Source organism: Bacillus sp. EB106-07-01-XG149, assembly GCF_058791555.1.
The window spans coordinates 275,242-298,921 of the sequence record NZ_JBYTDP010000005.1 but is presented as its reverse complement, the minus strand read 5'-3'; the positions used below and the strand labels follow the sequence as shown (position 1 = coordinate 298,921).

General features: G+C 35.3%; 25 protein-coding genes, 1 riboswitch and 1 other annotated feature. Of the genes, 10 read left to right on the top strand and 15 right to left on the bottom strand.

Translation table 11 applies throughout. The features are described from left to right. Window positions 1–35 precede the first annotated feature (35 nt). Complete coding sequence (locus tag AC3WTA_RS21240; RefSeq protein ID WP_000793574.1) at window positions 36–875, bottom strand: aldo/keto reductase; 840 nt, start codon at window positions 873–875, stop codon at window positions 36–38. Window positions 876–890: 15 nt separating this feature from the next. Continuing rightward, window positions 891–2,054, bottom strand: a complete 1,164-nt coding sequence (locus tag AC3WTA_RS21235) for an MFS transporter (RefSeq protein WP_164083082.1) — start codon at window positions 2,052–2,054, stop codon at window positions 891–893. Between the two features lie 395 nt (window positions 2,055–2,449). Here AC3WTA_RS21235 and AC3WTA_RS21230 point away from each other — a divergent pair, with 395 nt between their 5' ends. From AC3WTA_RS21230 to AC3WTA_RS21220, 3 genes are all read left to right on the top strand, one after another. After that, window positions 2,450–2,797, top strand: coding sequence for a winged helix-turn-helix transcriptional regulator (locus tag AC3WTA_RS21230; RefSeq protein ID WP_000760478.1), 348 nt, complete (start codon window positions 2,450–2,452; stop codon window positions 2,795–2,797). A gap of 430 nt (window positions 2,798–3,227) precedes the next feature. Continuing rightward, window positions 3,228–3,668 (top strand): DUF1641 domain-containing protein, encoded by a 441-nt coding sequence (locus AC3WTA_RS21225; protein ID WP_001115312.1) that lies wholly within the window; start codon window positions 3,228–3,230, stop codon window positions 3,666–3,668. A 44-nt stretch (window positions 3,669–3,712) separates the two neighbouring features. Further along, a complete protein-coding gene (locus AC3WTA_RS21220; protein ID WP_000043195.1) occupies window positions 3,713–4,891 on the top strand; it encodes an NAD(P)/FAD-dependent oxidoreductase in 1,179 nt (392 codons plus the stop codon). Window positions 4,892–5,087: 196 nt separating this feature from the next. Here the strand turns inward: AC3WTA_RS21220 and tyrS are convergent, their stop codons facing one another. The 5 genes from tyrS to AC3WTA_RS21195 all read right to left on the bottom strand — a co-directional run bounded on the left by tyrS (window position 5,088) and on the right by AC3WTA_RS21195 (window position 11,221). Then, entirely contained in the window at window positions 5,088–6,347 is a 1,260-nt protein-coding gene (gene tyrS, locus AC3WTA_RS21215; protein WP_001021119.1) for a tyrosine--tRNA ligase, read from the bottom strand. 52 nt (window positions 6,348–6,399) lie between these two features. Beyond that, window positions 6,400–6,615 (bottom strand) — a binding site (T-box leader). Window positions 6,616–6,712: 97 nt separating this feature from the next. Beyond that, window positions 6,713–7,630 carry a UDP-N-acetylmuramate dehydrogenase gene (murB, locus tag AC3WTA_RS21210; protein ID WP_001057082.1) on the bottom strand — a complete coding sequence of 306 codons (918 nt, stop codon included), beginning with the start codon at window positions 7,628–7,630 and terminating at the stop codon, window positions 6,713–6,715. Window positions 7,631–8,018: 388 nt separating this feature from the next. After that, window positions 8,019–8,414, bottom strand: coding sequence for an SET domain-containing protein (locus tag AC3WTA_RS21205; protein ID WP_000573650.1), 396 nt, complete (start codon window positions 8,412–8,414; stop codon window positions 8,019–8,021). Window positions 8,415–8,625: 211 nt separating this feature from the next. Then, window positions 8,626–10,128: a DUF4077 domain-containing protein gene (locus tag AC3WTA_RS21200; RefSeq protein ID WP_000455090.1), complete on the bottom strand. Its 1,503-nt coding sequence runs from the start codon at window positions 10,126–10,128 to the stop codon at window positions 8,626–8,628. A 34-nt stretch (window positions 10,129–10,162) separates the two neighbouring features. Beyond that, complete coding sequence (locus AC3WTA_RS21195) at window positions 10,163–11,221, bottom strand: endonuclease/exonuclease/phosphatase family protein (protein WP_000734839.1); 1,059 nt, start codon at window positions 11,219–11,221, stop codon at window positions 10,163–10,165. Between the two features lie 221 nt (window positions 11,222–11,442). Continuing rightward, window positions 11,443–11,502, top strand: a riboswitch (Fluoride riboswitch). 54 nt (window positions 11,503–11,556) lie between these two features. Here AC3WTA_RS21195 and crcB (AC3WTA_RS21190) point away from each other — a divergent pair. Both crcB (AC3WTA_RS21190) and crcB (AC3WTA_RS21185) read left to right on the top strand, forming a co-directional pair. Then, window positions 11,557–11,961, top strand: coding sequence for a fluoride efflux transporter CrcB (gene crcB / locus AC3WTA_RS21190; protein WP_033659220.1), 405 nt, complete (start codon window positions 11,557–11,559; stop codon window positions 11,959–11,961). Beyond that, entirely contained in the window at window positions 11,958–12,314 is a 357-nt protein-coding gene (gene crcB, locus AC3WTA_RS21185; protein WP_000969608.1) for a fluoride efflux transporter CrcB, read from the top strand. Before crcB (AC3WTA_RS21190) ends, crcB (AC3WTA_RS21185) begins: the two co-directional genes overlap by 4 nt. Before the next feature lie 33 nt (window positions 12,315–12,347). Here the strand turns inward: crcB (AC3WTA_RS21185) and AC3WTA_RS21180 are convergent, their stop codons facing one another. The 6 genes from AC3WTA_RS21180 to psiE all read right to left on the bottom strand — a co-directional run bounded on the left by AC3WTA_RS21180 (window position 12,348) and on the right by psiE (window position 17,544). Then, complete coding sequence (locus AC3WTA_RS21180) at window positions 12,348–12,587, bottom strand: DUF3947 family protein (RefSeq protein WP_000980965.1); 240 nt, start codon at window positions 12,585–12,587, stop codon at window positions 12,348–12,350. Between the two features lie 100 nt (window positions 12,588–12,687). Then, complete coding sequence (locus AC3WTA_RS21175; protein WP_078183282.1) at window positions 12,688–12,921, bottom strand: DUF3955 domain-containing protein; 234 nt, start codon at window positions 12,919–12,921, stop codon at window positions 12,688–12,690. A 159-nt stretch (window positions 12,922–13,080) separates the two neighbouring features. Then, window positions 13,081–14,274 (bottom strand): MFS transporter, encoded by a 1,194-nt coding sequence (locus AC3WTA_RS21170; protein ID WP_000016325.1) that lies wholly within the window; start codon window positions 14,272–14,274, stop codon window positions 13,081–13,083. Between the two features lie 5 nt (window positions 14,275–14,279). Beyond that, the gene (locus tag AC3WTA_RS21165) at window positions 14,280–15,827 is read right to left on the bottom strand and encodes an ABC-F family ATP-binding cassette domain-containing protein (RefSeq protein WP_492333017.1); all 1,548 of its coding nucleotides are present in this window, start codon (window positions 15,825–15,827) and stop codon (window positions 14,280–14,282) included. Between the two features lie 435 nt (window positions 15,828–16,262). Continuing rightward, window positions 16,263–16,778, bottom strand: coding sequence for a spermidine N1-acetyltransferase (gene speG / locus AC3WTA_RS21160; RefSeq protein ID WP_000076834.1), 516 nt, complete (start codon window positions 16,776–16,778; stop codon window positions 16,263–16,265). Window positions 16,779–17,139: 361 nt separating this feature from the next. Then, window positions 17,140–17,544 (bottom strand): phosphate-starvation-inducible protein PsiE, encoded by a 405-nt coding sequence (psiE, locus tag AC3WTA_RS21155; protein ID WP_000834706.1) that lies wholly within the window; start codon window positions 17,542–17,544, stop codon window positions 17,140–17,142. Between the two features lie 294 nt (window positions 17,545–17,838). On the opposite strand from psiE, the gene AC3WTA_RS21150 reads away from it, so the two are divergent. Further along, on the top strand, window positions 17,839–18,396 hold the full coding sequence (locus AC3WTA_RS21150) for a cysteine hydrolase family protein (protein WP_064476230.1): 558 nt from the start codon (window positions 17,839–17,841) through the stop codon (window positions 18,394–18,396). 40 nt (window positions 18,397–18,436) lie between these two features. Here AC3WTA_RS21150 and AC3WTA_RS21145 read toward each other — a convergent pair whose 3' ends face one another. Continuing rightward, window positions 18,437–18,865: an Lrp/AsnC family transcriptional regulator gene (locus tag AC3WTA_RS21145; protein ID WP_223270633.1), complete on the bottom strand. Its 429-nt coding sequence runs from the start codon at window positions 18,863–18,865 to the stop codon at window positions 18,437–18,439. A 434-nt stretch (window positions 18,866–19,299) separates the two neighbouring features. On the opposite strand from AC3WTA_RS21145, the gene AC3WTA_RS21140 reads away from it, so the two are divergent. Then, complete coding sequence (locus tag AC3WTA_RS21140; protein WP_001036744.1) at window positions 19,300–20,265, top strand: DUF4822 domain-containing protein; 966 nt, start codon at window positions 19,300–19,302, stop codon at window positions 20,263–20,265. A gap of 279 nt (window positions 20,266–20,544) precedes the next feature. On the opposite strand, the gene AC3WTA_RS21135 is transcribed toward AC3WTA_RS21140, so the two are convergent. After that, entirely contained in the window at window positions 20,545–20,976 is a 432-nt protein-coding gene (locus tag AC3WTA_RS21135; RefSeq protein WP_002096214.1) for an Lrp/AsnC family transcriptional regulator, read from the bottom strand. A gap of 167 nt (window positions 20,977–21,143) precedes the next feature. Here AC3WTA_RS21135 and AC3WTA_RS21130 point away from each other — a divergent pair, with 167 nt between their 5' ends. The 3 genes from AC3WTA_RS21130 (at window position 21,144) to AC3WTA_RS21120 (ending at window position 23,638) form a co-directional block, all read left to right on the top strand. After that, window positions 21,144–21,725, top strand: coding sequence for a beta-class carbonic anhydrase (locus AC3WTA_RS21130; protein WP_000926488.1), 582 nt, complete (start codon window positions 21,144–21,146; stop codon window positions 21,723–21,725). A 55-nt stretch (window positions 21,726–21,780) separates the two neighbouring features. Further along, the gene (gene cynS / locus AC3WTA_RS21125; protein WP_033657709.1) at window positions 21,781–22,230 is read left to right on the top strand and encodes a cyanase; all 450 of its coding nucleotides are present in this window, start codon (window positions 21,781–21,783) and stop codon (window positions 22,228–22,230) included. A gap of 127 nt (window positions 22,231–22,357) precedes the next feature. Then, window positions 22,358–23,638, top strand: a complete 1,281-nt coding sequence (locus AC3WTA_RS21120) for a purine/pyrimidine permease (RefSeq protein WP_492333016.1) — start codon at window positions 22,358–22,360, stop codon at window positions 23,636–23,638. Window positions 23,639–23,680 lie beyond the last annotated feature (42 nt).

The window sequence follows — 23,680 nt, the reverse complement described above, 5'->3', positions numbered from 1 at the left end:
GCAAACTGTTTGCACTCTTTCTCTCCACTATAAGTTTAGAAATCAAAGTTATCAGGATCTGGACCAACACGATGATTTTCATTTAACGCATCGATTTTCTCCATATCTTCTTTCGTTAATTCAAAGTTAAACACATCAGCGTTTGCAATGATACGGTGTTCTTTCGTTGATTTCGGAATTGTGATTACTCCATTTTGAAGATCCCAACGTAAAATAACTTGAGCTGTCGTTTTACCGTGTTTCTCAGCAATTGCTTGTAATGTTTCGTTATCTAATAATTGACCTTGCATTAATGGTGACCATGCTTCCATTTGAATACCTTGTTCTTTACAGAAAGCTTGTAATTCTTTTTGTGTCAAACGAGGGTGGTATTCTACTTGGTTAATCATTGGCTTGATTTCCGCATCTTTCATTACATCTTGTAAGTGATGAACTTGGAAGTTACTTACGCCAATTGCACGTACGCGTTCTTCTTTATAAAGTGTTTCTAATGCTCTCCACGTATCTTTGTATTTCCCTTCTACAGGCCAATGAACAAGATATAAATCTAAATAATCTAGCTCTAATTTTTTTAAGCTCTCTTCATATGCAGCAAGTGTCGTTTCATATCCTTGATCTGCATTCCACACTTTTGAAGTAATAAATAAATCTTCTCGAGAAATCCCTGCTTCTTTTATACCAGCGCGAATTCCTTCTCCTACAGCTTTCTCGTTTCCATAAATCGCAGCTGTATCGATACTGCGGTATCCTGCTTTAATCGCCGATTTTACTGCTTCTACAAGTTCTGGTCCATCTTCTACTTTAAATACACCTAAACCGAACCAAGGCATTTCTACACCGTTATGCAATGTTGTTGTACTTTGTAAATTTTTCATTATATTTTCTCTCCCTTACTTCACTTGATCTCTTTTTTCTAATGTCATACTCCACGCTGTTAAAATAACAGCACCTACTACCATAATGCCTCCTACCCAGGCCGTATGAATTAACCCTAACGAGTTCGTTACAATACCGCCCAAGTAAGCACCAAGAGCAATTCCTGCGTTAAATGCTGCAATGTTAATCGCTGATGCCACATCAACAGCACTTGGAACAAATCTCTCAGCCAAGATAACGACATACACTTGTAGCCCTGGAACATTCATAAACGCAAATAGTCCCATAAAAATAATTGTGATGAGTCCAGCGACTTTAAATGGTGCTGTAAATGTTAAAACAAATAATACAATCGCTTGAATAAAGAACATGTAAAATAATGCTCGAATCGGATTATGATTTGATAATTTTCCGCCAACCATATTCCCAATCGCAATTGCAATTCCGTACACTAACAAAATAATTGTAACGGTACTTGATTTAAATCCTGTTACTTCTTGTAATAGCGGAGATAAATACGTAAATGTTACGAATGTCCCCCCGTACCCTAATGCAGTAATAGTAAATACAAGTAATAGTCTTCCATTCGTAATCAGTTTGAATTGATCACGAAATGATACGGATGTACCTTTTTTCAAGTTAGACGGAATCAGCATACTGTTAGCGATTAAGGCAACGATTCCAATTGCCACAATTACCATAAACGATGCTCTCCAACCAAATTGTTGACCGATAAATGTTCCAATCGGTACACCTGTAATGGTCGCAACAGTTAAACCAGTAAACATAAATGCAATTGCACTTGCACGTTTATTCTCTGGTACAAGCGCAGCCGCAATTGTGGATCCTATCGACATAAAAACACCATGCGCAAACGCAGATACAACCCTCGCGATAAGTAACACAGTAAAACTTGTTGCCACTGCCGCAATTCCATTACCAATAATGAAAATAGTCATAATCCACATTAATAACGTCTTTCGCGACATACTAGCTGTTAACGACGTTAATACTGGGGCACCAAACGCTACTCCTAATGCATATAAAGAAACGGTTAAACCCGCTGTTGTAACAGAAACATGTAAATCCTCTGAAATAGATGGTAATAAACCGACACTAATAAATTCGGTTGTACCAATTCCAAACGCACTAATTGCTAGTGCTAATAAAGCAAACATACTTCTTCGATTCGTCTGTACTGCCGAAGAAGATACTGTATATGAATTCAATTGAACTCCTCCTTAATGCGAGAAATCCAATCATAATAGTGTGATAAAAAGGCCTTTTTATCTTCTACAAACATAACTTTACTGCTGATATATGCTATTATGAATGGCTTCACTCTTTTTTTGAAGAACGCACTTTAAAGTACGATAGGTACCAAAAAGTAACATAGGCACTTTTTAGTACCGTACTACTCATTTCCCTCTTACATATGCTATTATGGAACATATTCAACATGATAAAAAGTACGTACTTTAAAGTGCTATAGGTACTTTTTAGTAACATTTAAATTATTTAGCTTCTTTTGTTGGAGAACTGAAATCTATATTCATCAAAGGAGATTTTTTATATGAAGAAATATAATATTCCCGTTGAAGCGACTTTAGAGGTTATCGGCGGAAAATGGAAAGTCGTTATTCTTTGCCACTTAACGAAAGGTACAAAGAGAACGAGTGAATTAAAACGTCTCATGCCTGGTATTACACAAAAGATGTTAACACAGCAATTACGCGAATTAGAAGAAGACGGAGTTATTCAAAGAAAGGTATACAATCAAGTACCACCGAAAGTAGAATATTCTCTTACAGACTACGGTTGGTCTTTAGAATCCATTCTTGATTCTCTTTGTACTTGGGGCGAATGCCACCTTGAAAAAAGCGGTAACACATCGATGCTAATTACAGAAGGTGAACAATAAAAAAAGGAAAAAATGAACATAACTTTGTCCATTTTTTCCTTTTTTTATTTATATATACGTACATTTCCTACCTTATCAAAATAATTTATGCGCTTTCACGCCTTGTCAGTACTACGTTATACGCTTAATATCAAATAATTAGGAATCATTTTTATGTTAACATAGGTGTATATAGTATATAATATAGGATATATATTATATACACTTTCCGATAAAGGAACTTTCCATTATGCGGACAAGCCATGTATCGGACAGTTCATAAATAATAGGTAGGACATTATGGTTTTGGATTTATGATTTCAGCTTACTTGCTGGCATAAATTTAAAGGCATTTTATTGTGCTTTGTGAAACTTTGTATAAAGTTTCGCAAACGTTTACTATCTTACCTATCAAAAATAAGAGTATTGCTATCGTAAAGGAGAATTGGAGATGCCAGAAACTATGACTCAAACAAAGCCAGAACAAGAAACTGTACAAATTTCTGCTAGCCAAGGACAACTTGATGTACTTGATCAGTTGTTAAAACCTGAGGTACAAGAATCATTAACAACACTAGTAGAACAGCTTCCAAAATTAACTGAGCTTGTTAATATTTTAACTAAGTCTTATGACTTCGCTCAAACTGTTGCTACTGATGAAGTATTAAAAAGCGACACTGTTAGTGCAATCACAGAGCTTGTAGAACCTGTAAAAGATACAGTGAAAGGCATGGCTGCAACTGCTATCGAAGCGAAAGATCGTGCTGACGAAAGCAACGAAGTTATCGGCCTGTTCGGTCTATTAAAATTACTAAAAGACCCACAAGCACAAAAAATGTTCCGCTTTGTGAACGCATACCTTCAAATTAGTGCAGAACGTAACAATAAATAATTTAACTTATAACAACAATTAGTAAAGACGGGGGATATCATACTATGTCAAAACAAATTGTCATCTTAGGCGCTGGTTATGGCGGTCTTCTTGCCGCTTTAAACGTACGTAAATATTACAGCAAATCAGAAGCACAAGTTACAGTGATTAACCAATACCCAACACACCAAATCATCACTGAACTACACCGCCTTGCAGCTGGTAACGTTGCTGAGCAAGCAATTGCAATGCCACTTACAAAGCTTTTCAAAGGTAAAGACATCGATCTTAAAATCGCAACAGTTGAGTCATTCTCAGTTGATAGCAAAGAAATTAAACTAGCTGGTGGCACTACTTTATCTTACGATGCACTTGTAGTTGCTTTAGGAAGTAAAACTGCTTACTTCGGTATTCCAGGACTAGAAGAAAACAGCATGGTATTAAAATCTGCTGCTGATGCAAACAAAATCTACAAACACGTTGAAGACCGTATTCGTGAATACGCGAAAACGAAAAACGAAGCTGATGCTACAATTGTAATCGGCGGTGGCGGATTAACTGGCGTTGAGCTAGTTGGTGAGCTTGCTGACATTATGCCTAAACTTGCAAAAAGCCACGGCGTAAATCCAAAAGAAGTTAAACTTCTTCTTGTTGAAGCAGGTCCAAAAATCCTTCCAGTATTACCAGACCACTTAATCGAACGTGCAACTACTAGCCTAGAAGCACGCGGTGTTACATTCTTAACAGGTCTTCCTGTAACAAACGTTGCTGGCAATGAAATCGACTTAAAAGACGGTCAAAAACTTGTTGCTAACACATTCGTTTGGACAGGCGGCGTACAAGGTAACCCATTAATCGGTGAATCAGGCCTTGAAGTAAACCGTGGCCGTGCAACAGTTGATGCATACCTACAATCTACTTCTCACAAAGACGTATTCGTTGCTGGAGACAGCGCTGTTGTCTTCTCTCCAGACGGTCGTCCATACCCACCAACTGCACAAATCGCTTGGCAAATGGGTGAGTTAATTGGATACAACTTATACGCAGCACTAGAAGGCAAAGCTTTCGAAGAGTTCGCACCTATTAACTCTGGAACACTTGCTAGTCTAGGACGTAAAGATGCTGTTGCTACAATTGGAGCAAGCAATACTCCACTTAAAGGCTTACCAGCATCATTAATGAAAGAAGCAAGTAACGTTCGTTACTTATCACACATTAAAGGTCTATTCAGCTTAGCTTACTAATCTGAATATAAACCCGAATCATGCCCTGCATGGTTCGGGCTATTTTTATCCGTAATATTCTCTACTTACTTATATTCGGCAAAGAATTACTATAACCCTTTTCAATTATCTAAATATACTGACTTTTTTGTGTCGAAATTGTGTATATGAAAAGAGTGAAAGCATCTTTCTTACTTCCACTCTTCCACAAAAATTATTATCCCAATTTCACTAAGCTGTAGTTCTTCTTCCCTTTACGAATAATAATAAATCGTCCATCAAATGAATTTTCTACAGTAACATCTGTACCCACATCCATTACTTTTTCACCATTCATCGAAATAGCTCCATTATTAATATCTTCACGTGCTTGTCGTCTAGATGGTTCAATCCCTAAATCGACTAGCCATTCTACGATGTTTTTCGTCTCCTTTGAAGACTGGAATGTTGGCATCTCTTTAAAGCCTTGTTCAATTTCATCAGCTGTTAACGATTTAATATCTCCGCTAAATAACGCTGCTGTAATTTTCACAGCTTGCAGGAATGCCTCTTCTCCATGAACGAATTTCGTCATTTCTTCCGCTAATATTTTTTGCGCTTCACGTTTATGAGGCTCTGTTTCTACCTTCGTTGCCAATTCATCGATGCGCTCTTTCGTTAAGAACGTAAAGTATTTCAAGTATTTCACTACATCACGGTCATCTGTATTCACCCAGAACTGGTAAAATTCAAATGGTGTTGTTTTTTCAGGATCAAGCCAAACTGCACCACCTGCTGATTTACCGAACTTCGTACCATCTGATTTCAGTAATAACGGAATCGTTAATCCAAATACTTTCGCTTCGTGCCCTTCTAACTTACGAATTAAATCTAAACCACTCGTAATATTTCCCCATTGGTCACTACCACCAATTTGCAGTTGAACATCTTCTTTCGTGTATAAATGATGGAAGTCCATCGCTTGCAAAATTTGGTACGTAAATTCTGTGAAAGAAATTCCTGTATCTAAACGACTTGCTACAATGTCCTTCGCTAACATGCTATTAATGCTAAAGTTTTTCCCGTAATCACGTAAAAACTCGATAATGCTTATTTCATGTGTCCAGTCGTAGTTATTTACCATCTTCACTTCGCTATTTCCACCAAAATCAAATAGCTTTTTCATTTGCGCTGTTAACGCATCCACATTATGCTGAACTACTTCTAACGTTTGAAGTTGACGTTCTGATTGACGTCCGCTCGGATCACCAATTGTTCCTGTTGCCCCACCAATTAAAATAACTGGATGATGGCCAGCTAACTGGAATCTCTTCATCATCATAAACGGAATCAAATGTCCAATATGCATACTATCACCAGTCGGATCAACTCCGCAGTATAGTGAAATCTTTTTCTCTTCTACTAGCTTACGTAAACCTTCTTCATCAGTCTGTTGATTCACAGCGCCGCGCCATTCTAATTCATCAATAATATTCATCTTTTGTCATCCCCTCTATTTTTTTGAAAACAAAAAGTCCCTATGTCTATGACATAGGGACGATTATTCACCGTGTTACCACCCAGTTTGTATAAATAGCATAGCTACTCATACCACTCTTAGCAATAATATCGATTGCCAATCCGCTTAGCATTACCTAAGATACTCCAGAGTGTAATTCGCAAGTTTGTTTGTGCTAGGTTCCAGCAACCCCTAGCTCTCTCGTTAACAGTGACAAACTGCTACTGGGCTCTTTCAACGTATATTATTTGTTAAATTATTAGCCATTATATTGAATTGAAAACAACTTGTCAACAATACCCAAATGTTATTTTAAAATAATTCACATTTTCATACGTATTTCGTTACTCTTTATCTTCTCCAATAATCCTTACTTCTCGCTCTAACTTCACGCCAAATTTCTCTTCAACAGTCTTTTGTACAAAGTGAATTAAATCAATGTAATCTTGTGCTGTTCCGTTATCAACATTCACCATAAATCCAGCGTGTTTTAAAGAAACTTCCACTCCGCCAATTCGCTTACCTTGTAGGCCCGATTCTTGAATCAATTTACCAGCAAAGTTATTTGGTGGGCGCTTAAATACACTACCACATGAAGGGTATTCTAGAGGCTGTTTTGATTCACGTTTAAACGTTAAATCATCCATTTTCTCTTTAATTTCTTCACGTACACCTTCTTGAAGCTCAAATCTCGCTTCAAGAATAATGTAATGGTTGTTTGCAAATACACTCTTACGATATCCAAATTCAAATGCTTCTTTCGTTAAAGTACGTAGCTCTCCATCACCTGTCATTACGACAGCTTCTGTTAATACAAACGATACTTCACCGCCGTAAGCACCAGCATTCATATATAACGCTCCACCAACTGAACCTGGGATACCACAAGCAAACTCAAGACCCGTTAAATTATGATCTAATGCAATACGTGATACATCAATAATTGCTGCACCACACTGTGCTACAATCGTTGTTCCTGTTACAGTCACACCTGTAATGTGAATTAAACTTACTATAATCCCACGAATTCCACCATCTTTAATAATGACATTCGATCCATTTCCTAAAAACGTAACTGGAATATTATATTCGTTAGCATATTTGATAACTTCTTGAATTTCATCATAATTTGTCGGCGCAACGAACACATCTGCTTTTCCACCAACTTTAATATGTGTATGATTCTTTAACATTTCATCTTTTTTCACATGACCTTCAGGCAATACCGTACTTAAATATTCATAAACCTCTTGCATATTCATTTTACGATTCCTCTATTTCTATATTCTTTTTATCCCGTTATACGGGCCCATAATATCCCCACATACATGAACGAACCTAAAGTGGTGGATACAGTGTACCCAAAATCAATTCGAGACACCTATAAACCTCTTAATTTATAAGAGGTGCCACTCATATTAAAATATATATTGCATAATAAAGCAACCAAAATGGGCTACTAAACTTGACATGTCATCAGAAAGACAACAATTTGTAAAATATATTACTTTTTCAAAACACTATCCTTCAGTATCTTACTATACCACACGAAAATAAAGTGGTATTTTTTTGTAATCTTTACTTTATTTTCATCAATAAAAAAGATGCTTTTACATAGGTAAAAGCATCTTTTTTATTACTTATTATAATTTACTTTTCGTTCTCTTCTTTTTCCTTATCAAACCATAATAGCTCATCGTCATCAACTTCACCATTATAATTGATTAGAATCTCTTCTCCCGCTTTTATATCTTTGTAAGCAAAGAAGTTAAACGTATGATTCTCGAAGACAATATCATACGTTGCATTCGGATTATATGCATGATTAAATAACATGCCGTATCCTAAAAGGAATGCCGTATGATTTACCCCATACTCAAATGCGTAGTCAGCAAGTAACGTTTTCTCAATGTGTTCATGCTGTTCATTCGGATAAGAGATAACTGGTGCTGAGTGAATCAACTCACCCTTTTTAATATCACGAGTTGCAAATACCCCTCTATTAAATTCTCCATCACTAAGTTCAGAAGTCTTAACTTCGATCATATGCGTCACCTATATAATTCTTTCTTTGAAGTATTTTATTCCGCTATTTGCGGGGTTCAACTAATAATCAGTAGCGTATAGCCCCACTAATTAAAGTCTCAGTTTATCTCCTTAAGCTTGGCAGAAAACGCGCAGAAAAGCAATTAAATTACTATCAAGTATTCATTTAAATGAAAAAAGAGCACACACGGTGTGCCCTTTTTAAGAGATATTACTTTTCTAAAATATTTTCTAGCAACTTCACTTGCTCGCTAACAGTATGTAACGTCTTCACCGATATATCATTTCGATGTTTTTCTTCTTCCACACTTGCTAACACTTCTTCCGTAGCCGCAGAAGTTTGCTGAATTACATTAGAAGCATGTGTAACATCCTTTACGATATTCGTCGTTTTAATCTGCAAGTTTTCTTGATGACCAACAATCTCTCTCATTACATCATTAATTGCATCAATAAACTTCCCTAAATCCGTTACATTTGTTAAAACACTTGCTAGCATTTCATTACATTCTTCTTGTACTTTTTCTGATTTCTCTACCTGCACTTCCACTTTACTTGCTTGATTACTAAACTCCTTCAAAATACCTTGAATTCTCCCCGCAGAACGATTCGATTCTTCGGCAAGCTTTAATACTTCATTCGCTACAATAGCAAATCCTTTTCCATGCTCGCCTGCTCTTGCCGCTTCTATATTTGCATTTAAAGCTAGCAAACTCGTCTGACTTGAGATATTCGTTATTACATCTACAATTTCATTAATTTGCTTCGACTGCATCATTAAATCTCTAAATATAATTCCTGATTGTGAAACAACATCATTTAAACTTCTCATATTCGCTTCAAAATTTCGTAAAGTATGTACACTACCCTTTGAAATCTCTAAACTTTCATCAACACGAGTCGATGCATTTCTTACTTGCGAAATGATTTGTTCAATATTCCCCTCCATATCATTCAATACTTCTACTGAACGATGCATCATCTCTGATTGTGATTGAGTACCAACTGCCACCTCTTCAAAAGCGAAATTAATTTCACTCATCGACTCCATCGATGTATTCATATTTTGTCTTAAATGATTGAAATTACTATCTAGTTTCACAACAGTTTCCTCAATAAGTCTTTGAGTCTCTTCTAGCTCCTGAGCTTTCCTCATTACTTCTTGCTTCTCATCACTTAAACGAGCTAACAAATTAGAGCCAATCTTCGTTACGCCCCACATCGCGATCGTTACGATCGCTAACAAGCTTGCGAAGTTTGCAGCTTCAGATGCCGCTGTATAAGCAAAAAATTGTTCCGGCCAATAACTACAAAGAATAAATGTAATAACAACCGCCACTCCGCCGAGAATGATAACGAGACGTTCACTTAAATAAATAAGTGAAACTGCTAGCGTAAAGTAGACCATTTGAAATACAGCCGGACTTTCATTAAAAGCTTGTACCATAATGAAAGACATAATAAGCAACATAAATGTCATGATATATTTATACATCGCTTCCATGCTTTCTATAAAAGTAAGAAGCGTTCCAAATACAACAACTGAAATACCACAAACCCAAAACGCTATTGCTCTCTCTGTAAAAATATATCCGTAATACCCAATCGCGATTATTCCAAGAAAGAAACTACAAATCGTAATGAACAGCAATAAATGATTTTTCTGTGATTCTTTCTCAAGGTTAGAAAAACAAGTTCTCTTTAACCACTCCATATATGAAGCCCCACCTTCTACTTATACATATCGATTACTTCAGCTTAAATACCGCACTTACTGGGTTATGATCGCTATTTTCAAACTTTAAATCTTTCCCTTGTACATTTACAATTTCCACATTCGGTGAAACGATAAAACCATCAATAATCGTGACGAAGTTTTCACCCTCCACATATTTCTTCACATCATCTCTCACCGTCATAACAGACGGATCTACAGCCCACTTAAAGCCACCATCAGTAAAGTCCTTTGGTAACTCTACTAACCACTCTGGGCGCTCTTTCACAAACTTCGGATCACTTAACTGAGCGTTCGAAAGTAATTGATTCCAATCTCCGCCCATTATTACGTAATCACCATTTTCATAATGCTTGTTCATATATTCTTTTAAAAACTCTACTTGCTGTTTTCTAATTTTCCCGCCTTCATCATACGCAGACAAATGTAAATTTACGAGTCTCACAAACTTCCCATTATTAACAGGTATTTTATGCTCAACAATCGCTCGATCTAAATCAAACAAACGCTTTGGCCAAGGCTCCATTCCAGGAAGTTGGAACCTCTGCGCTGTTTGGACTGTATATTTAGAAAACGTACTTAGTCCAGCCTCCGCATATCCCATTGGACTTGTAATTGGTACAGGGACCCATTTTGTATCATAGTTCTTTCCGAACGACGAAGCATAATCAGGTAATCCTTTTTTCAAAAATTCATGTCCATTTACATCAAAAGATCGCAGTGATTTTATATCAACCTCTTGTAATAAGGTAAAATCACTATTCTCATTTTGTAAAAACGAAAGCATATTCTTTAAATTCGTTTCCGTTTGCTCTTTACTACTTGAACCAGATCTCTTTCCACCATCCATAAAGAAGTCTTGATCCTTATCTAATCCAGCATAGCCAATATTAAATGTTGTAACTTTAAATTCATTTCCAAGCGCTAACACGCGTTCCTTATTATTCTCCACCTTCAAACTTATAACATTAGCCGGCTGTTCTTTTGTAAGTGTCATATACGCTAAAAAACCACCTACAACTCCCAATCCTACTAAAATACATATAAGTACTATTTTTAATAATTTTTTCAAACGAACGACTCCTTTTCTAAAACTACCAATTTTACTTTTCTTTATTTTCAGTTAACTAAAAACAAATGACAGACATAAGAAACATTTTATCACATCAAAAACCTTATATCACTATATTTAGTTTATAAACAGAAGTTCCCTATCTTAAAGCATCACATACATACAAAACAGCTCCACTTCTTCACTGGAAATTCTACGCAATTTTTAGTACACTATATGTAATAATTATAGGCGATGGAGTTCGCCATAACTGCTGCTTAGCTAATGACTCCTACCAGTATAACTACTGGTAGGAGTCTATTTTTTTGAGCAAGCTATTTAAAGAGGTGAAGAAATTGATTTATATTATCGTTGGCATAGCCGGTATATTAGGAGCCCTCTCTCGTTATTATTTAGGTCTTACTATTCATACTTCATGGCATCATTCATTTCCATTAGCTACGTTACTTATTAACTTAGCCGGCTGCTTCTTATTAGCGTGGCTAACTACGTATATCGCTCGAAGAAATATCTTGCCTTCAGAAATTATCACAGGCATTGGAACTGGATTCATCGGTTCCTTTACGACGTTTTCGACATTTAGTGTAGAAACTGTGCAATTAATCAATCATTCTGAATGGAGTACGGCTTTCTTATATGTATCATGCAGCATACTTGGTGGACTCATTATGTCTGGTCTTGGCTATACATTAGGTGATTTCTTACTTAAGAAACATCTTACGAAAGGTGATCACTTATGATGGAAGCTTTATTAGTGGCAACTGGAGGTTTCTTCGGTGCTATTACACGATTTGCAATTAGCAATTGGTTTAAAAAAAGAAATAAAACTTCCTTTCCAATTGCTACATTTCTCATTAATATAACAGGGGCGTTTTTACTCGGATATATAATTGGCAATGGCGTCACTACAGGTTGGCAATTATTATTAGGTACTGGATTTATGGGTGCCTTCACGACATTTTCAACATTTAAACTAGAGTCCATTCAGCTCTTCAATCGTAAAAACTTTTGCATACTATTTATATATTTAAGTGCTACTTATATAATCGGTATCCTTTTTGCATTCCTTGGAATGAAGCTAGGCGGAATATAAAAAAAGAAAGCGACTCTTATCAGTCGCTTTCTTTCATAAGAAGTATGTCCCGCCATATGGAATGGAGAATAAACCCGCTGGATGCACATCGTAATGTACAATTTGCATCGGAGACTGTGAGTACGACATATACTGCCCTTGCATCATTTGTGCAAAATATGCTTGCTGCTGCATTTGAATCGCTTGATTCACAGCATGAATTGTCCCCTGTGCTCCTGCCAGTGTAATAGCTGCTCCCACTTGTCTACCACTATAAAAATAATGATTCATCATGATTCAGCTCACTTATTATTTTTCTTCCATATAGTATGTTTCTATTTCATGGTGAGTGTTTTGTCCCGATTAATGACTCCCTCACTACTTAAACTTCATTTTATCTATTACTTTTTTTCAGCTTTGAAGTAATAAATCCAAATAGTAATACAACAATACCACTCAAGAACAATACATAACTTATCGGTACTAAGAAAAAGAAAGGTTCTTCAAGGAATCCATTCGCTCCCACTTTACTGTTTGAAGCATGTATAGCTAAAGAAATAATCGCTAAAATCATGAAAGAAATAGCTACTACGTATTTATTTATCATTTCACATTCTCCTCTATTCATATAATTACCCTTAGATTATTAACATCATATTACCTAAAACAAAATCATTCGTCAATAATTATTTATTGTTTTACAATAAATAATTATTGATTATTATAAATAGAAAAAGGTTTATGAAGCACCTTAAATTGCCTCACAAACCTTTTCAAACATAAATATTTACACTTCAAACCTCTTGCTTACTACAACATAAATCGCACACAATAGCACGAATATCCCAGCATAAATTAACAAAATTTCTACACTAAACATATCAGCCAATGGACCAAATATTATCATTCCTAAAGGAAACGCGCATGAATTAGCGATTTGTACAAGACTAAACATTCGTCCGTGCATAGAAGGTTCTACTTTTTCCTGCAATAACACGGTAACCGGTGTATTGAAGCACGGCATTGTTATACCAATTAAAAAGTTAAATACTAAATACACAATAAATACCGGAGCAATCCCTAGTCCAATCATAAGCAGTCCATACAACGCACAAGCTAGCGCTGTTGTATGCATACGATTACGGAAACCACCCCATGCCGCAATCAATACGCCACCAGCTGCCGCCCCCGCACTAAAAGTCATCTCACTAGCAGTAAGTCTCCACATTTCTGCACCGAAAGAACGAGTTACCATTAAAGGTGTTAAAAAGGCGGCTGGACTTATTAAAATCATGACAATGATTAATAAAAAGAGTAGCCTTTTAATAAATACATTTTCTTTTAAGTAAGCAAAGCCTTCTTTTATACCTTGTAAATTAGATTTTTGCTTACTCTCTGTATTCACATGTCTCTCCACTTGAATGATAAACATAATACTAATTCCAATCATAGCCGTAATAACATCAATAAAAAATGTCGTTTCAATGCTAGCAATAGAAAGAATTGCAGCACTTGCTGCTGGAGAAAGAAACATAATTAAAGATGTAATACCGCTATTTATCCCATTTACTTTCATAAGATAATCTTTCGGAACGATTTGTGGGATTAACGCATTCACAGCTGGCGTTTGTACCCCTGTCCCAGCTGAACGAATGAGTAGTACTATAAAAAGTAACCAAATACTTTTATATCCTGTTAAAAATAAAACTGCTAAAACTAACGTAGCAATTGCTATACTCCCGTCCGATAACATAATCATCTTTTTACGGTCGTAACGATCAATCCAAACACCTGCAAATAAAGATATTGCAATTTGCGGTAGGAATCCGCAAACAGTTGAAATGGTCAACATTAACCCTGACGATGTTGTTAAGGTGATATACCATATAATCGCGTATTGCACGAGAGAGGAACCGAACAAAGAGATCGTTTGAGCGGTCAAAAATAAAATAATTTTCTTTTCCCAATCATTTCCACTCATATGTTTCACACCCCCTTAACTAATCCTGTCTCTATATCAAAAATACTATCTGCCCAATCAAGATAAAAACTTGCTTCGTGAGATACGAGTATAATGCTACCTTTAAACTGAATGAGTGCCTTTTGCAAAGCTCCCTTCGCTTCTGCATCTAAATGATTTGTCGGCTCATCTAAAATTAAGAAATTACAAGGTGATAATAATAATCCGCATAATTTAACCTTTGATTGTTCACCACCACTCAACGTACGAATTTCTTGTGAAACATGAGTATCTTTCACACCACATGCAGCTAAATGATGACGTACCTCCTTCACATTTAGTTTAGGAAACTGTTCCGAAATAATTTGAAGCGGCGTTAAATTATCGTTATTCCAATTTAAATCTTGCTCATAATATCCAATCTTTATTTGCTCTGAGAAGTGAAATTCTCCGGCAATACTAGAAATAGTTCCAACGATTGTTTTTAATAAAGTAGATTTCCCTACTCCGTTGAACCCTGTAATAACAAGTTTTTGCCCACCCATCACTGAAAAATCCAATTTTGGTAAGAGAGCAAAATCGTAACCAACTTCAAGATTATTTACTTCCAGAACTGTCTGAACCGAAATAGGAAGTTCCTGAAAATGAATAGACGGTTTATGAGTAAAACTTGGTGGCGCAATTTTTTCCATACGTTGCAACTGCTTTCTACGTCCTTGTGCTATTTTTGAATTCACTCCAGCAATATTTCTACGAATATACTCTTCCGTTTTTTCAATTTTCTTTTGCTGTGCATAGTATTGGCGAATATAATCTTTTCGCAAATGCTCCTTTTGTCTTACAAAATCTGAGTATTTGCCGCAATACTTCTTCACCGTTCCAAACTCTACATCACATATGCAAGAAGTCACTTTTTCTAGAAAGTCAAAATCATGTGACACGACAATAAACGCCCCTTCAAAATTCACTAAATAATTAGCAAGCCATTCAACATGCTCTTTATCAAGAAAGTTTGTCGGTTCATCTAGTAATAAAATAGTAGGCTCTTCTAATAAAAGCTTTGCTAAAATTACCTTTGCCCGTTGTCCTCCGCTTAATTCATCAATAACACGATCCATCCCAATCGCATCAATACCTAAACCGGCTGCCACCTTATTTATTACGCTGTCTACTGAATAAAAATCACGAGCCTCAAGCTGTTCTTGTATTTCAGCTGCTTTCAATAGTTGATTCTCATCTCCAGTCATCGCACTTTCTTCATATAACTTATTCATTCTCTTTTCCATTTCAAACAAATCATAAAAGGCTCGCTTTACATATTGTGAAATGGTATAGCTCCCATCAATTTCTGCATATTGATCAAGATGTCCAATTTGAATATTAGGTTGCCACTTAATGCTCCCCTTATCAGAAATAATTTCCCCTACCAATATTTTCATTAATGTGCTTTTCCCTGCACCATTCTGTCCAACAATCCCCATATGTTCCCCTTTATACAAATCAAAAGAAGCATTTTCGTATAATACTTTATCTATAAAACTATGTGATAAACTTTCAACTTTAAGTAAACTCATTTTTATTCCTCTTTTCCTGAAATTAAAAAAGCAGAGAGATAGCGTCATTCGACACTAGCCCTCTGCTTCGTGGTTTTTCCCATACTACTCCAATTTACAGTAAAAGCTCATTGGAATAATATACACAAAGGGCCATAGACAAAGCATTGTCTATGGCCCCTTAATCTATTTTATACATCAACTGAAAAACCATAACCAAATAAGCATAGATAAACTATACTTTTTTAGAAAAGTTATTCAGTCGATGAATATAGGGATTTATGCCCCTTGATTAAGCTCCGTACAACGCTTCACCGTATACATTTGTGCGGAGCAAAGTTTTCTAATGAGTTTTACAAATTTTATATAAAGCATGTTCTGCACCTTCCTTAATACTTAAAAGGGATTTTAGCATACAGTTTTACGAAGCGTCAACATTACCTCCAAATCATTCAACTACTTATTTTTAAAATATTCCTTCTGGAACATACACATTCTTATCGCATTATGATAGTTACCATCAACGAAAAACTCGTCTAAAAGCTCGCCTTCCACTATAAATCCAACCTTTTTATACACATGGACTGCTTTCTCATTTTCTTTATCCACAACTAAATAAATCTTATGCATATTTAATACAGAAAAAGCGTAATCCATCGCTAAACGCGTCGCTTCTGCTGCGTAGCCATGCCCTTGATAATTAGGATCAATAATAATTTGGAATTCAGTTCTTCGGTGAATATAATCGATTTCCACTAATTCGACCAATCCAACCATCTCATTATTTTTCTCAACGATAAATCGGCGTTCACTTTGATCATGTATATGTTTATCGTATAAATCCTGCAGCTCCACAAATGCCTCATACGGCTCTTCAAACCAATACGACATAATATGGGCATTATTATTAAGTTCGTGTACAAACTTTAAATCTTCCCGTTCTAAAGGACGTAACTTCAATTCCTGACTCATTGTTATAACCTCCAAGTAAAAGAAACCTCTTCACTTAATTTCTCAATTTTTTTCAATTTCAAACGCCCTATTTACATTGTAAACTTTCAAGCAACTTGAAGGTCAAGACATAAAAAGTTAGTGCAAGCTACGCCTGCACTAACTGACCCTAACGACGAAAAACCTATTAAAGTTGCTAATGCCCCAATTCCACAAATCTTTTTTGCTCTTGAATTCCCCAAAAATTTATTAAACATGAATCACATCACTCCTTTTTAGATTTCCTTATTACAAAAACATGATAAACTAATATAAAAATTTCATGTCGAAATTTACAACTTATTAACGAAAAAATGAAAAATAGCGCAAACTTATGTCTGCACTACTCTTTTCTCAAATCTCTCATATTCGATATGTATAAAGCAATAACTAAAACAAGAATGGATCCCGCATATAACAACGTCTCCATCGGTTCCTCATGAGATACAATAATTAATCGAATTAAAGCCGTAATTCCGATATAAATAAAATAACGTAACGGAAAATGATAATTCGACTTAAAATACTTAATAATCAATGCGATGAACTCGAAGTATAAGAAGTAGACGATAATACTTTCAACCAATTTATACGATGTATACTCCTTTTCCGAAAAGATATACTGCACAAATGTGATTGTCTCATTCACTAAGAAAATCGATAACACAATGGATAATATAATTAAAGCTATATTTAATATCCATTGCAAAACACTAGCTATAAGATGATCGATATTAAACGACTTCATTTTATCTTTAAACTCCCCTTCGTGTAAGTACGCATTTATTATAGCAAAATTATACTTACAAAAGTGTTAAATCAAATATGATCGTCCTCTTTCACTAACACTTCACCATCCTGATATTTACGTTTAATATAGCCGTTTCCCCAATCTTTACTTTGTATCTTTTAGCTTTTTCACAATGAAACTGTATGCGTTAAAATCGTTTCATGACATTATTACCTGCACATACCTACACTTTATATAATAACGGTACAGTACAAACAACGTACTGTACAAATATATGTGGGGGGATTAACTATGAACGAAGCGTTACTATTAATCGACATGCAAAATGATTACTTTGAAGGCGGCAATATGGAATTGCATCAACCTGAAAAAGCCGCACAAAAAGCGAAAGAAGTCTTGAAAGTATTTCGTGAAAAATATAACACAGTTATTCACGTACAACATATTGCGAACAATGAAGGAGCTACTTTCTTCTTACCTGAAACAGTAGGTGTTCAAATTCATGATGATGTACAGCCAATCGCTAACGAAAGAGTCATACAAAAACATCACCCTAACAGTTTTTTAAGAACCAATTTATTTGAAACATTAAAGAAGGAAAAAATAGATCAACTAGTCATTTGCGGCATGATGACTCATGTATGTATTGATGCAACAGTACGTGCTGCCAGTGATTTAGGATTTCAATGTGTTGTAATTGAAGATGCTTGTACAACAAAAGATTTAGAATTTCAAGGAAATCTAATCCCCGCAGTACACGCTCATCAGTCATTCATGAGCGCATTAGAGTTTGGTGATATTTATGCAAAAGTCATGTCAGCAAACAGTTTTATAAACAAAAACAAATAAAGAATTCCATTTCCATATAAAAAAAGAAAGGATAAATATCTTATTCTTTCTTTTTTTCAATTGTCTTAATAACAGTATTTATACGATAATCACCATAATGTAAAACATCTGCAAGAGTCTCTTCTAATTGTTGATGTGAAGATGTGTGAAGAATCATGATATAACAGCCATCGCCACTTATACGATACATTTCAGTAATTACGTCCGTTTTTTCAAAAAAGGTTTGAATTTGATTATGGTAATGTGGTGCATGCAGAAATAGTGTCACAAACGTCATAATAGACCCTTCTAACTTAGCCCTGTCGATATCTATCGTATATTTTTGAATGACACCTGCCTCTTCTAATTTATTAATTCGTTTCCCAACAGCCTGGCCAGTCAAATGTACTCTCTCTCCAATTTCCTTCCAGTTCATTCTAGCGTTTTCTTGTAGTAACTTTATAATTTTAAAATCTGTTGAATCGAACATGGACATCCCCTTCCTCTAAGAATCCCTTCTATAAGATCTTCATTTCCCCTACAATTCATCTTAAAAACTTTTACAATACAATCAATTAACTCTATTAGAAATTACATTATTGTTAATGGCTTTCCTTCTTCCTTTACTATGTATTTTTCGATTACTCGTAGGTATCAGAAAAAAATTGATAAGCGTTCGAAAGGGCCATCCAGTAAGCCAGCGATTGTTTTTTATAAATATGAAAATTTTTTAGGAATTAGTTTATCTTTTTTTAATGATTTATTTAGAGGGAGTTTATACTCGGGGATTAACATGATAAACGTAGTAACTAAGTTCGTTGCTCCCACCTGAATCTTTTCATATAACAAAAATTTAAAAGGACGGACTGCTACTATAATCGCAAACCGTACTAACTAAAATCATACAATAAGGAGACGATAAAAATGAATAAAAAAACAAAAGTACTATCATCCATACTGCTAGGATTCACATTAGCATTAACAGGTTGCGCTGGCACGAAAGCTGAAGAAAATCATAGTAAACAAAAACAAGAACAAGCTGCGAAAGATACTAAAAAGGAAAATAAGTTAACTAAAGGGCAAAAAATGGCTAATATTCTTAGCGAGACAAATTGGCAAGGTACAAGAGTGTATGACAAAGATAAAAATGACTTAACGAAAGAAAATGCAAACTTCATTGGTCTTGCAAAATATGATGCGAAGTCAGGAAGATATGAATTTTTTGATGCTAAGACTGGTGCAAGCCGTGGCGATAAAGGAACTTTCTTTGTCACAAATGATGGGAAGAAAAGAATATTAATTTCAGAATCAATGAAGTATCAAGCTGTTGTTGACATGACAAAGCTAAATAAAAATGTATTTACCTATAAAAGAATGGGGAAAGATGCTAACGGTAAAGATGTAGAAGTTTTCGTTGAACATGTTCCATATAAAGAAAAAGAGCTTTCTTTCACGGATCCGGATAAGCAGCTAAACTCTACTACAGGTGATATCGTAAAAAACGTGGATGGAGATAAAATTTTAGGCGGAACCCTTTGGCATGGAACAAAGGTATTAGATGAAGCCGGTAATGATGTAACGCAGTTTAATTCGAATTTTATAAGTCTAGCAAAATTTGATGACAAGTCTAATAAATACGAGTTCTTCAATAGCGAAACAGGTCAAAGCCGCGGTGATTATGGCTACTTCGATGTTGTACATGAAAATAAAATAAGAGCTCATGTTTCAATTGGAAATAATAAATATGGTGCGGCTCTTGAACTTACTGAACTGAATAATAAGAAATTTACGTATAAAAGAACTGGTAAAGACCAAGCGGGTAAAGACATAACTATATTCGTTGAACATGAGCCTTATAAAGGTGATATAAAACCACAATTTAGCTTTTAAAAACGTTTGATTACAAATCCTGTACTGAGCTGCAGGATTTTTTTAAAGAAAAATCATTTATGATTCCCTTGAAAAAAATTGTCTTATATCCCCCTCAACAATTCAGCACGATTGTTGAATATAATATCCCTCATTTTTTTAACAGCTTTAAAAAGCCTTACTACACATAAATTGTAGTAAGGCTCTGACTATTTAAGATACACATGAAACGACTTCATTATCTCTATACAAATAAGGTTTAGCAAATAATGTTGCCATCCCCTCCAAGGAAAAGAAACCTTATTTCAACTTTCCTATTGATAAGTTAACACGATAATTCCCGTATTTTAATAGTCGTCCTAGAAAGTTATCTAATTCTTCATTGGAAGCAAAATGTGTTTTTAATAAATAACACCCCTCACCACTTATACGGTGTACTTCAGAAATCCCTTCTTCTCCTTGAAAGAAATTCATAAACTCTTGGTGATTAGCTGTTGTTACGAACAAAGTAACAAATGCAGTCACTACTTGTCCTAATTTGATTCGATTTATTGCAATTGTATATTGTTCAATAATCCCTAAATCCTCTAATCTTCGAATTCGATTTCCTACGGCCTGCCCCGTCATATGTATTTTTTGACCAAGTTCTTTCCATTGTATTCTTGAGTTTTCTCCTAATAATTTCAGTATCTCAAAATCTGTTTGATCAATGATATAAACCAATCCTTTCACCGTGAAAGTAGAAAGCCAGAAAGTGTTTCGCCAACTTATTCTGCTTATCGATACAATTCACTATACTTAGTTTATCCTCTTACATCACATTATTTATCAGTTATATTTACTTATAACACAGAGGACGCAACAAAAAAATACATCTAGATTTAAAGGAGGTTACAAATATGTTATTACAAGAAATTCTATCGTTCAATGAACAATTTGTAGAAAATAAGGAATACGCTCCTCGTGAAGCGACAAAAATGCCTAAAAAACGTATGGTTGTTGTTTCTTGCATGGATGCTCGTTTAATTGAGCTACTTCCAAAAGCTTTAGATATACACGATGGTGATGCAAAAGTTATCAGAAATGCAGGTGGTAAAATTGCTTCTGCTTTCGATAGTGTTATGCAAAGTGTTGTCGCGTCAGTATACGATTTAAATGCAGATGAAATCTTCCTTATTGGACACCATAGATGTGGTGCGAGCCAAACGAATCCAAAAGGAACACTTCAAAAAATATTAGATCGTGGAGTAGCTTCACCAGAAATTTTATCAGCGATTGAATATGCTGGTGTTGACCTTAAAAAATGGTTATTCGGATTCGATGATGTTTGCGATTCAACACAAGCTAATGTTGATTTAGTAAGAAATCACCCACTTATTCCAAAAGATGTTCCTGTACACGGTTTAGTTATTGATCCACATACAGGGAAATTAGATGTAGTGGTAGATGGATATAAAGCATTACATGGTGAAACAAAATAATTAATATTACTTACACGAAGGGAAGTTATTAGATATGAAAAGACAAGTATTAGATATGAATCGACCAGAAGCTACAAAAAAAATTTTAGAAGCAAAAATTGCAAAAGGTTTAACATGGGAAGAAATTGCAAAAGTAAGTGAAAACTCTGAGACTTGGGTTGTAACAGCGTTATTAGGACAAGCTACAATGACACGTCCAGAAGCAGAAAAAATCGGTAAACTATTAGAATTAGATGAAGAAGTAGTTCAAGCATTAACAGTAGTTCCACTTCGCGGCCAAGTAATGGAAATGCCTCCTACTGACCCAATTGCATATCGTTTATATGAAATGATGTTACAATATGCACCAACTATTAGAGAGTTAATCTTAGAAAAAGCCGGCGAAGGCGTAATGAGTGCGATTAACTTCAACCTAGGTGTGGATACACAAGAAGATCCAAAAGGCGGCGATCCTCGTATCGTGATTACACTTAACGGGAAATTCTTACCATTCCGTACTTGGTGATTAATTAAAAATCTATCTATATAATTAAAATAATTTTATAGATTTACAAAATCCATCCTTTTTAATCTAACGGTGTAGAAAGGATGGATTTTTACTATGCGATTCTTTTTCAGCAAAGGAGACTAATATGAATAAAAAATACTTTGATACGAGCTTTAGTATTCTACAATGGTTTGTGTTTCTATTAGCAAATGCAATTGCATTACCTATCATTATTGGTGGCATATTCCATTTACCAATAGAAGATATCTCAACATTAATGCAGCGGACTTTTTTAGTCGTGGGAGTAAGTTCGTTTCTACAAGCGTGGTTTGGGCATTGCTATCCCATAGCGGATGGGCCAGCAGGTTCATGGGTAAGTATATTTGTCATATTGGGACAAGTAGCTATGCATCAGGGACAAAGTGCAAAAGATGTATTACAACTTTTAGAAGGCGGGTTAATTATTGCAGGTATATTACTCTTCGTTCTTGGTATAACAGGGCTTGTTCATCGAACCTTACGTTTATTTACCCCTTTAGTTACAGGAACTTTTCTTTTAATCTTAGCACTTCAGCTTAGTGGTGTATTACTAAAAGGAATGATGGGATTACAAGAATCTGCAACTCATCCCGACTATACAACAGCTACTATTGCGCTCTTTGTTTTTGCCCTTATTACTTTCTTATCAATTAAAGGGAAAGGATGGATGAAAAGTTACGCTGTGTTACTTGGAATTTCATGCGGTTGGCTTTTGTATGCAGTATTAGGAAAATCATCTCATATGCCTTCACATACAACGCTAGTTAAGTTACCAGAGATATTTGCTTGGGGCACACCTAGATTCGATATTGGAATGACTCTAACTGCGACTTTATTTACCTTTCTTTTAGTTGCAAATACAATTGCTGCTATTTCGGCTGTAAAACAAGTGGCTCCGTTATCTAAAGAAAATGAAAAGCAAACACTGAACCGTGGTGTATGGGTCGGAGGTATATCACATATTATCTCATCATTGTTCTCTACAATTGGAATTGTACCATTACCTGCATCAGCAGGATTTATTCAACTAACAGGTCAAAAAAAGGTGAAGTCGTTTCTTATAGCAAGTCTTATATTAGCAAGTATTTCTTTTATCCCCTCAATTGTAAACTTTATATCCTTGCTACCAGGTCCTATTGCTAATTCTGCACTTTTAGCTACATTTGTCCAAGTAATAGGCATTTCATTTCAATCCATTTTACGTGAAGAATTAAAGCAACGCCGATTAACTATATTAGGAATTTCATTATTAATCAGTTTGGGAATAATGTTTCTTCCAGAAAGTGCATTTAGCGGAGTTCCTTCTTTCTTACAATATGTTTTAAGTAACGGATTACTCGTAGGTACTATGATCGTTATTTTGCTAGAACAGTTTTGGAAAGAGTAAAATTTGTGACTAAGTAAAAAAGCGCCCTGATTACAGGGCGCT

Bases quoted from the DNA above. Each gene is read 5' to 3' on its own strand.
- AC3WTA_RS21240 (WP_000793574.1), bottom strand. From the start codon at position 875: ATGAAAAATTTACAAAGTACAACAACATTGCATAACGGTGTAGAAATG.
- AC3WTA_RS21235 (WP_164083082.1), bottom strand. From the start codon at position 2,054: ATGTTTGCTTTATTAGCACTAGCAATTAGTGCGTTTGGAATTGGTACA.
- AC3WTA_RS21230 (WP_000760478.1), top strand. From the start codon at position 2,450: ATGAAGAAATATAATATTCCCGTTGAAGCGACTTTAGAGGTTATCGGC.
- AC3WTA_RS21225 (WP_001115312.1), top strand. From the start codon at position 3,228: ATGCCAGAAACTATGACTCAAACAAAGCCAGAACAAGAAACTGTACAA.
- AC3WTA_RS21220 (WP_000043195.1), top strand. From the start codon at position 3,713: ATGTCAAAACAAATTGTCATCTTAGGCGCTGGTTATGGCGGTCTTCTT.
- tyrS (WP_001021119.1), bottom strand. From the start codon at position 6,347: ATGAATATTATTGATGAATTAGAATGGCGCGGCGCTGTGAATCAACAG.
- murB (WP_001057082.1), bottom strand. From the start codon at position 7,630: ATGAATATGCAAGAGGTTTATGAATATTTAAGTACGGTATTGCCTGAA.
- AC3WTA_RS21205 (WP_000573650.1), bottom strand. From the start codon at position 8,414: ATGATCGAAGTTAAGACTTCTGAACTTAGTGATGGAGAATTTAATAGA.
- AC3WTA_RS21200 (WP_000455090.1), bottom strand. From the start codon at position 10,128: ATGGAGTGGTTAAAGAGAACTTGTTTTTCTAACCTTGAGAAAGAATCA.
- crcB (WP_000969608.1), top strand. From the start codon at position 11,958: ATGATGGAAGCTTTATTAGTGGCAACTGGAGGTTTCTTCGGTGCTATT.
- AC3WTA_RS21180 (WP_000980965.1), bottom strand. From the start codon at position 12,587: ATGATGAATCATTATTTTTATAGTGGTAGACAAGTGGGAGCAGCTATT.
- AC3WTA_RS21175 (WP_078183282.1), bottom strand. From the start codon at position 12,921: ATGAATAGAGGAGAATGTGAAATGATAAATAAATACGTAGTAGCTATT.
- AC3WTA_RS21170 (WP_000016325.1), bottom strand. From the start codon at position 14,274: ATGAGTGGAAATGATTGGGAAAAGAAAATTATTTTATTTTTGACCGCT.
- AC3WTA_RS21165 (WP_492333017.1), bottom strand. From the start codon at position 15,827: ATGAGTTTACTTAAAGTTGAAAGTTTATCACATAGTTTTATAGATAAA.
- speG (WP_000076834.1), bottom strand. From the start codon at position 16,778: ATGAGTCAGGAATTGAAGTTACGTCCTTTAGAACGGGAAGATTTAAAG.
- psiE (WP_000834706.1), bottom strand. From the start codon at position 17,544: ATGAAGTCGTTTAATATCGATCATCTTATAGCTAGTGTTTTGCAATGG.
- AC3WTA_RS21150 (WP_064476230.1), top strand. From the start codon at position 17,839: ATGAACGAAGCGTTACTATTAATCGACATGCAAAATGATTACTTTGAA.
- AC3WTA_RS21145 (WP_223270633.1), bottom strand. From the start codon at position 18,865: ATGTTCGATTCAACAGATTTTAAAATTATAAAGTTACTACAAGAAAAC.
- AC3WTA_RS21140 (WP_001036744.1), top strand. From the start codon at position 19,300: ATGAATAAAAAAACAAAAGTACTATCATCCATACTGCTAGGATTCACA.
- AC3WTA_RS21130 (WP_000926488.1), top strand. From the start codon at position 21,144: ATGTTATTACAAGAAATTCTATCGTTCAATGAACAATTTGTAGAAAAT.
- cynS (WP_033657709.1), top strand. From the start codon at position 21,781: ATGAATCGACCAGAAGCTACAAAAAAAATTTTAGAAGCAAAAATTGCA.
- AC3WTA_RS21120 (WP_492333016.1), top strand. From the start codon at position 22,358: ATGAATAAAAAATACTTTGATACGAGCTTTAGTATTCTACAATGGTTT.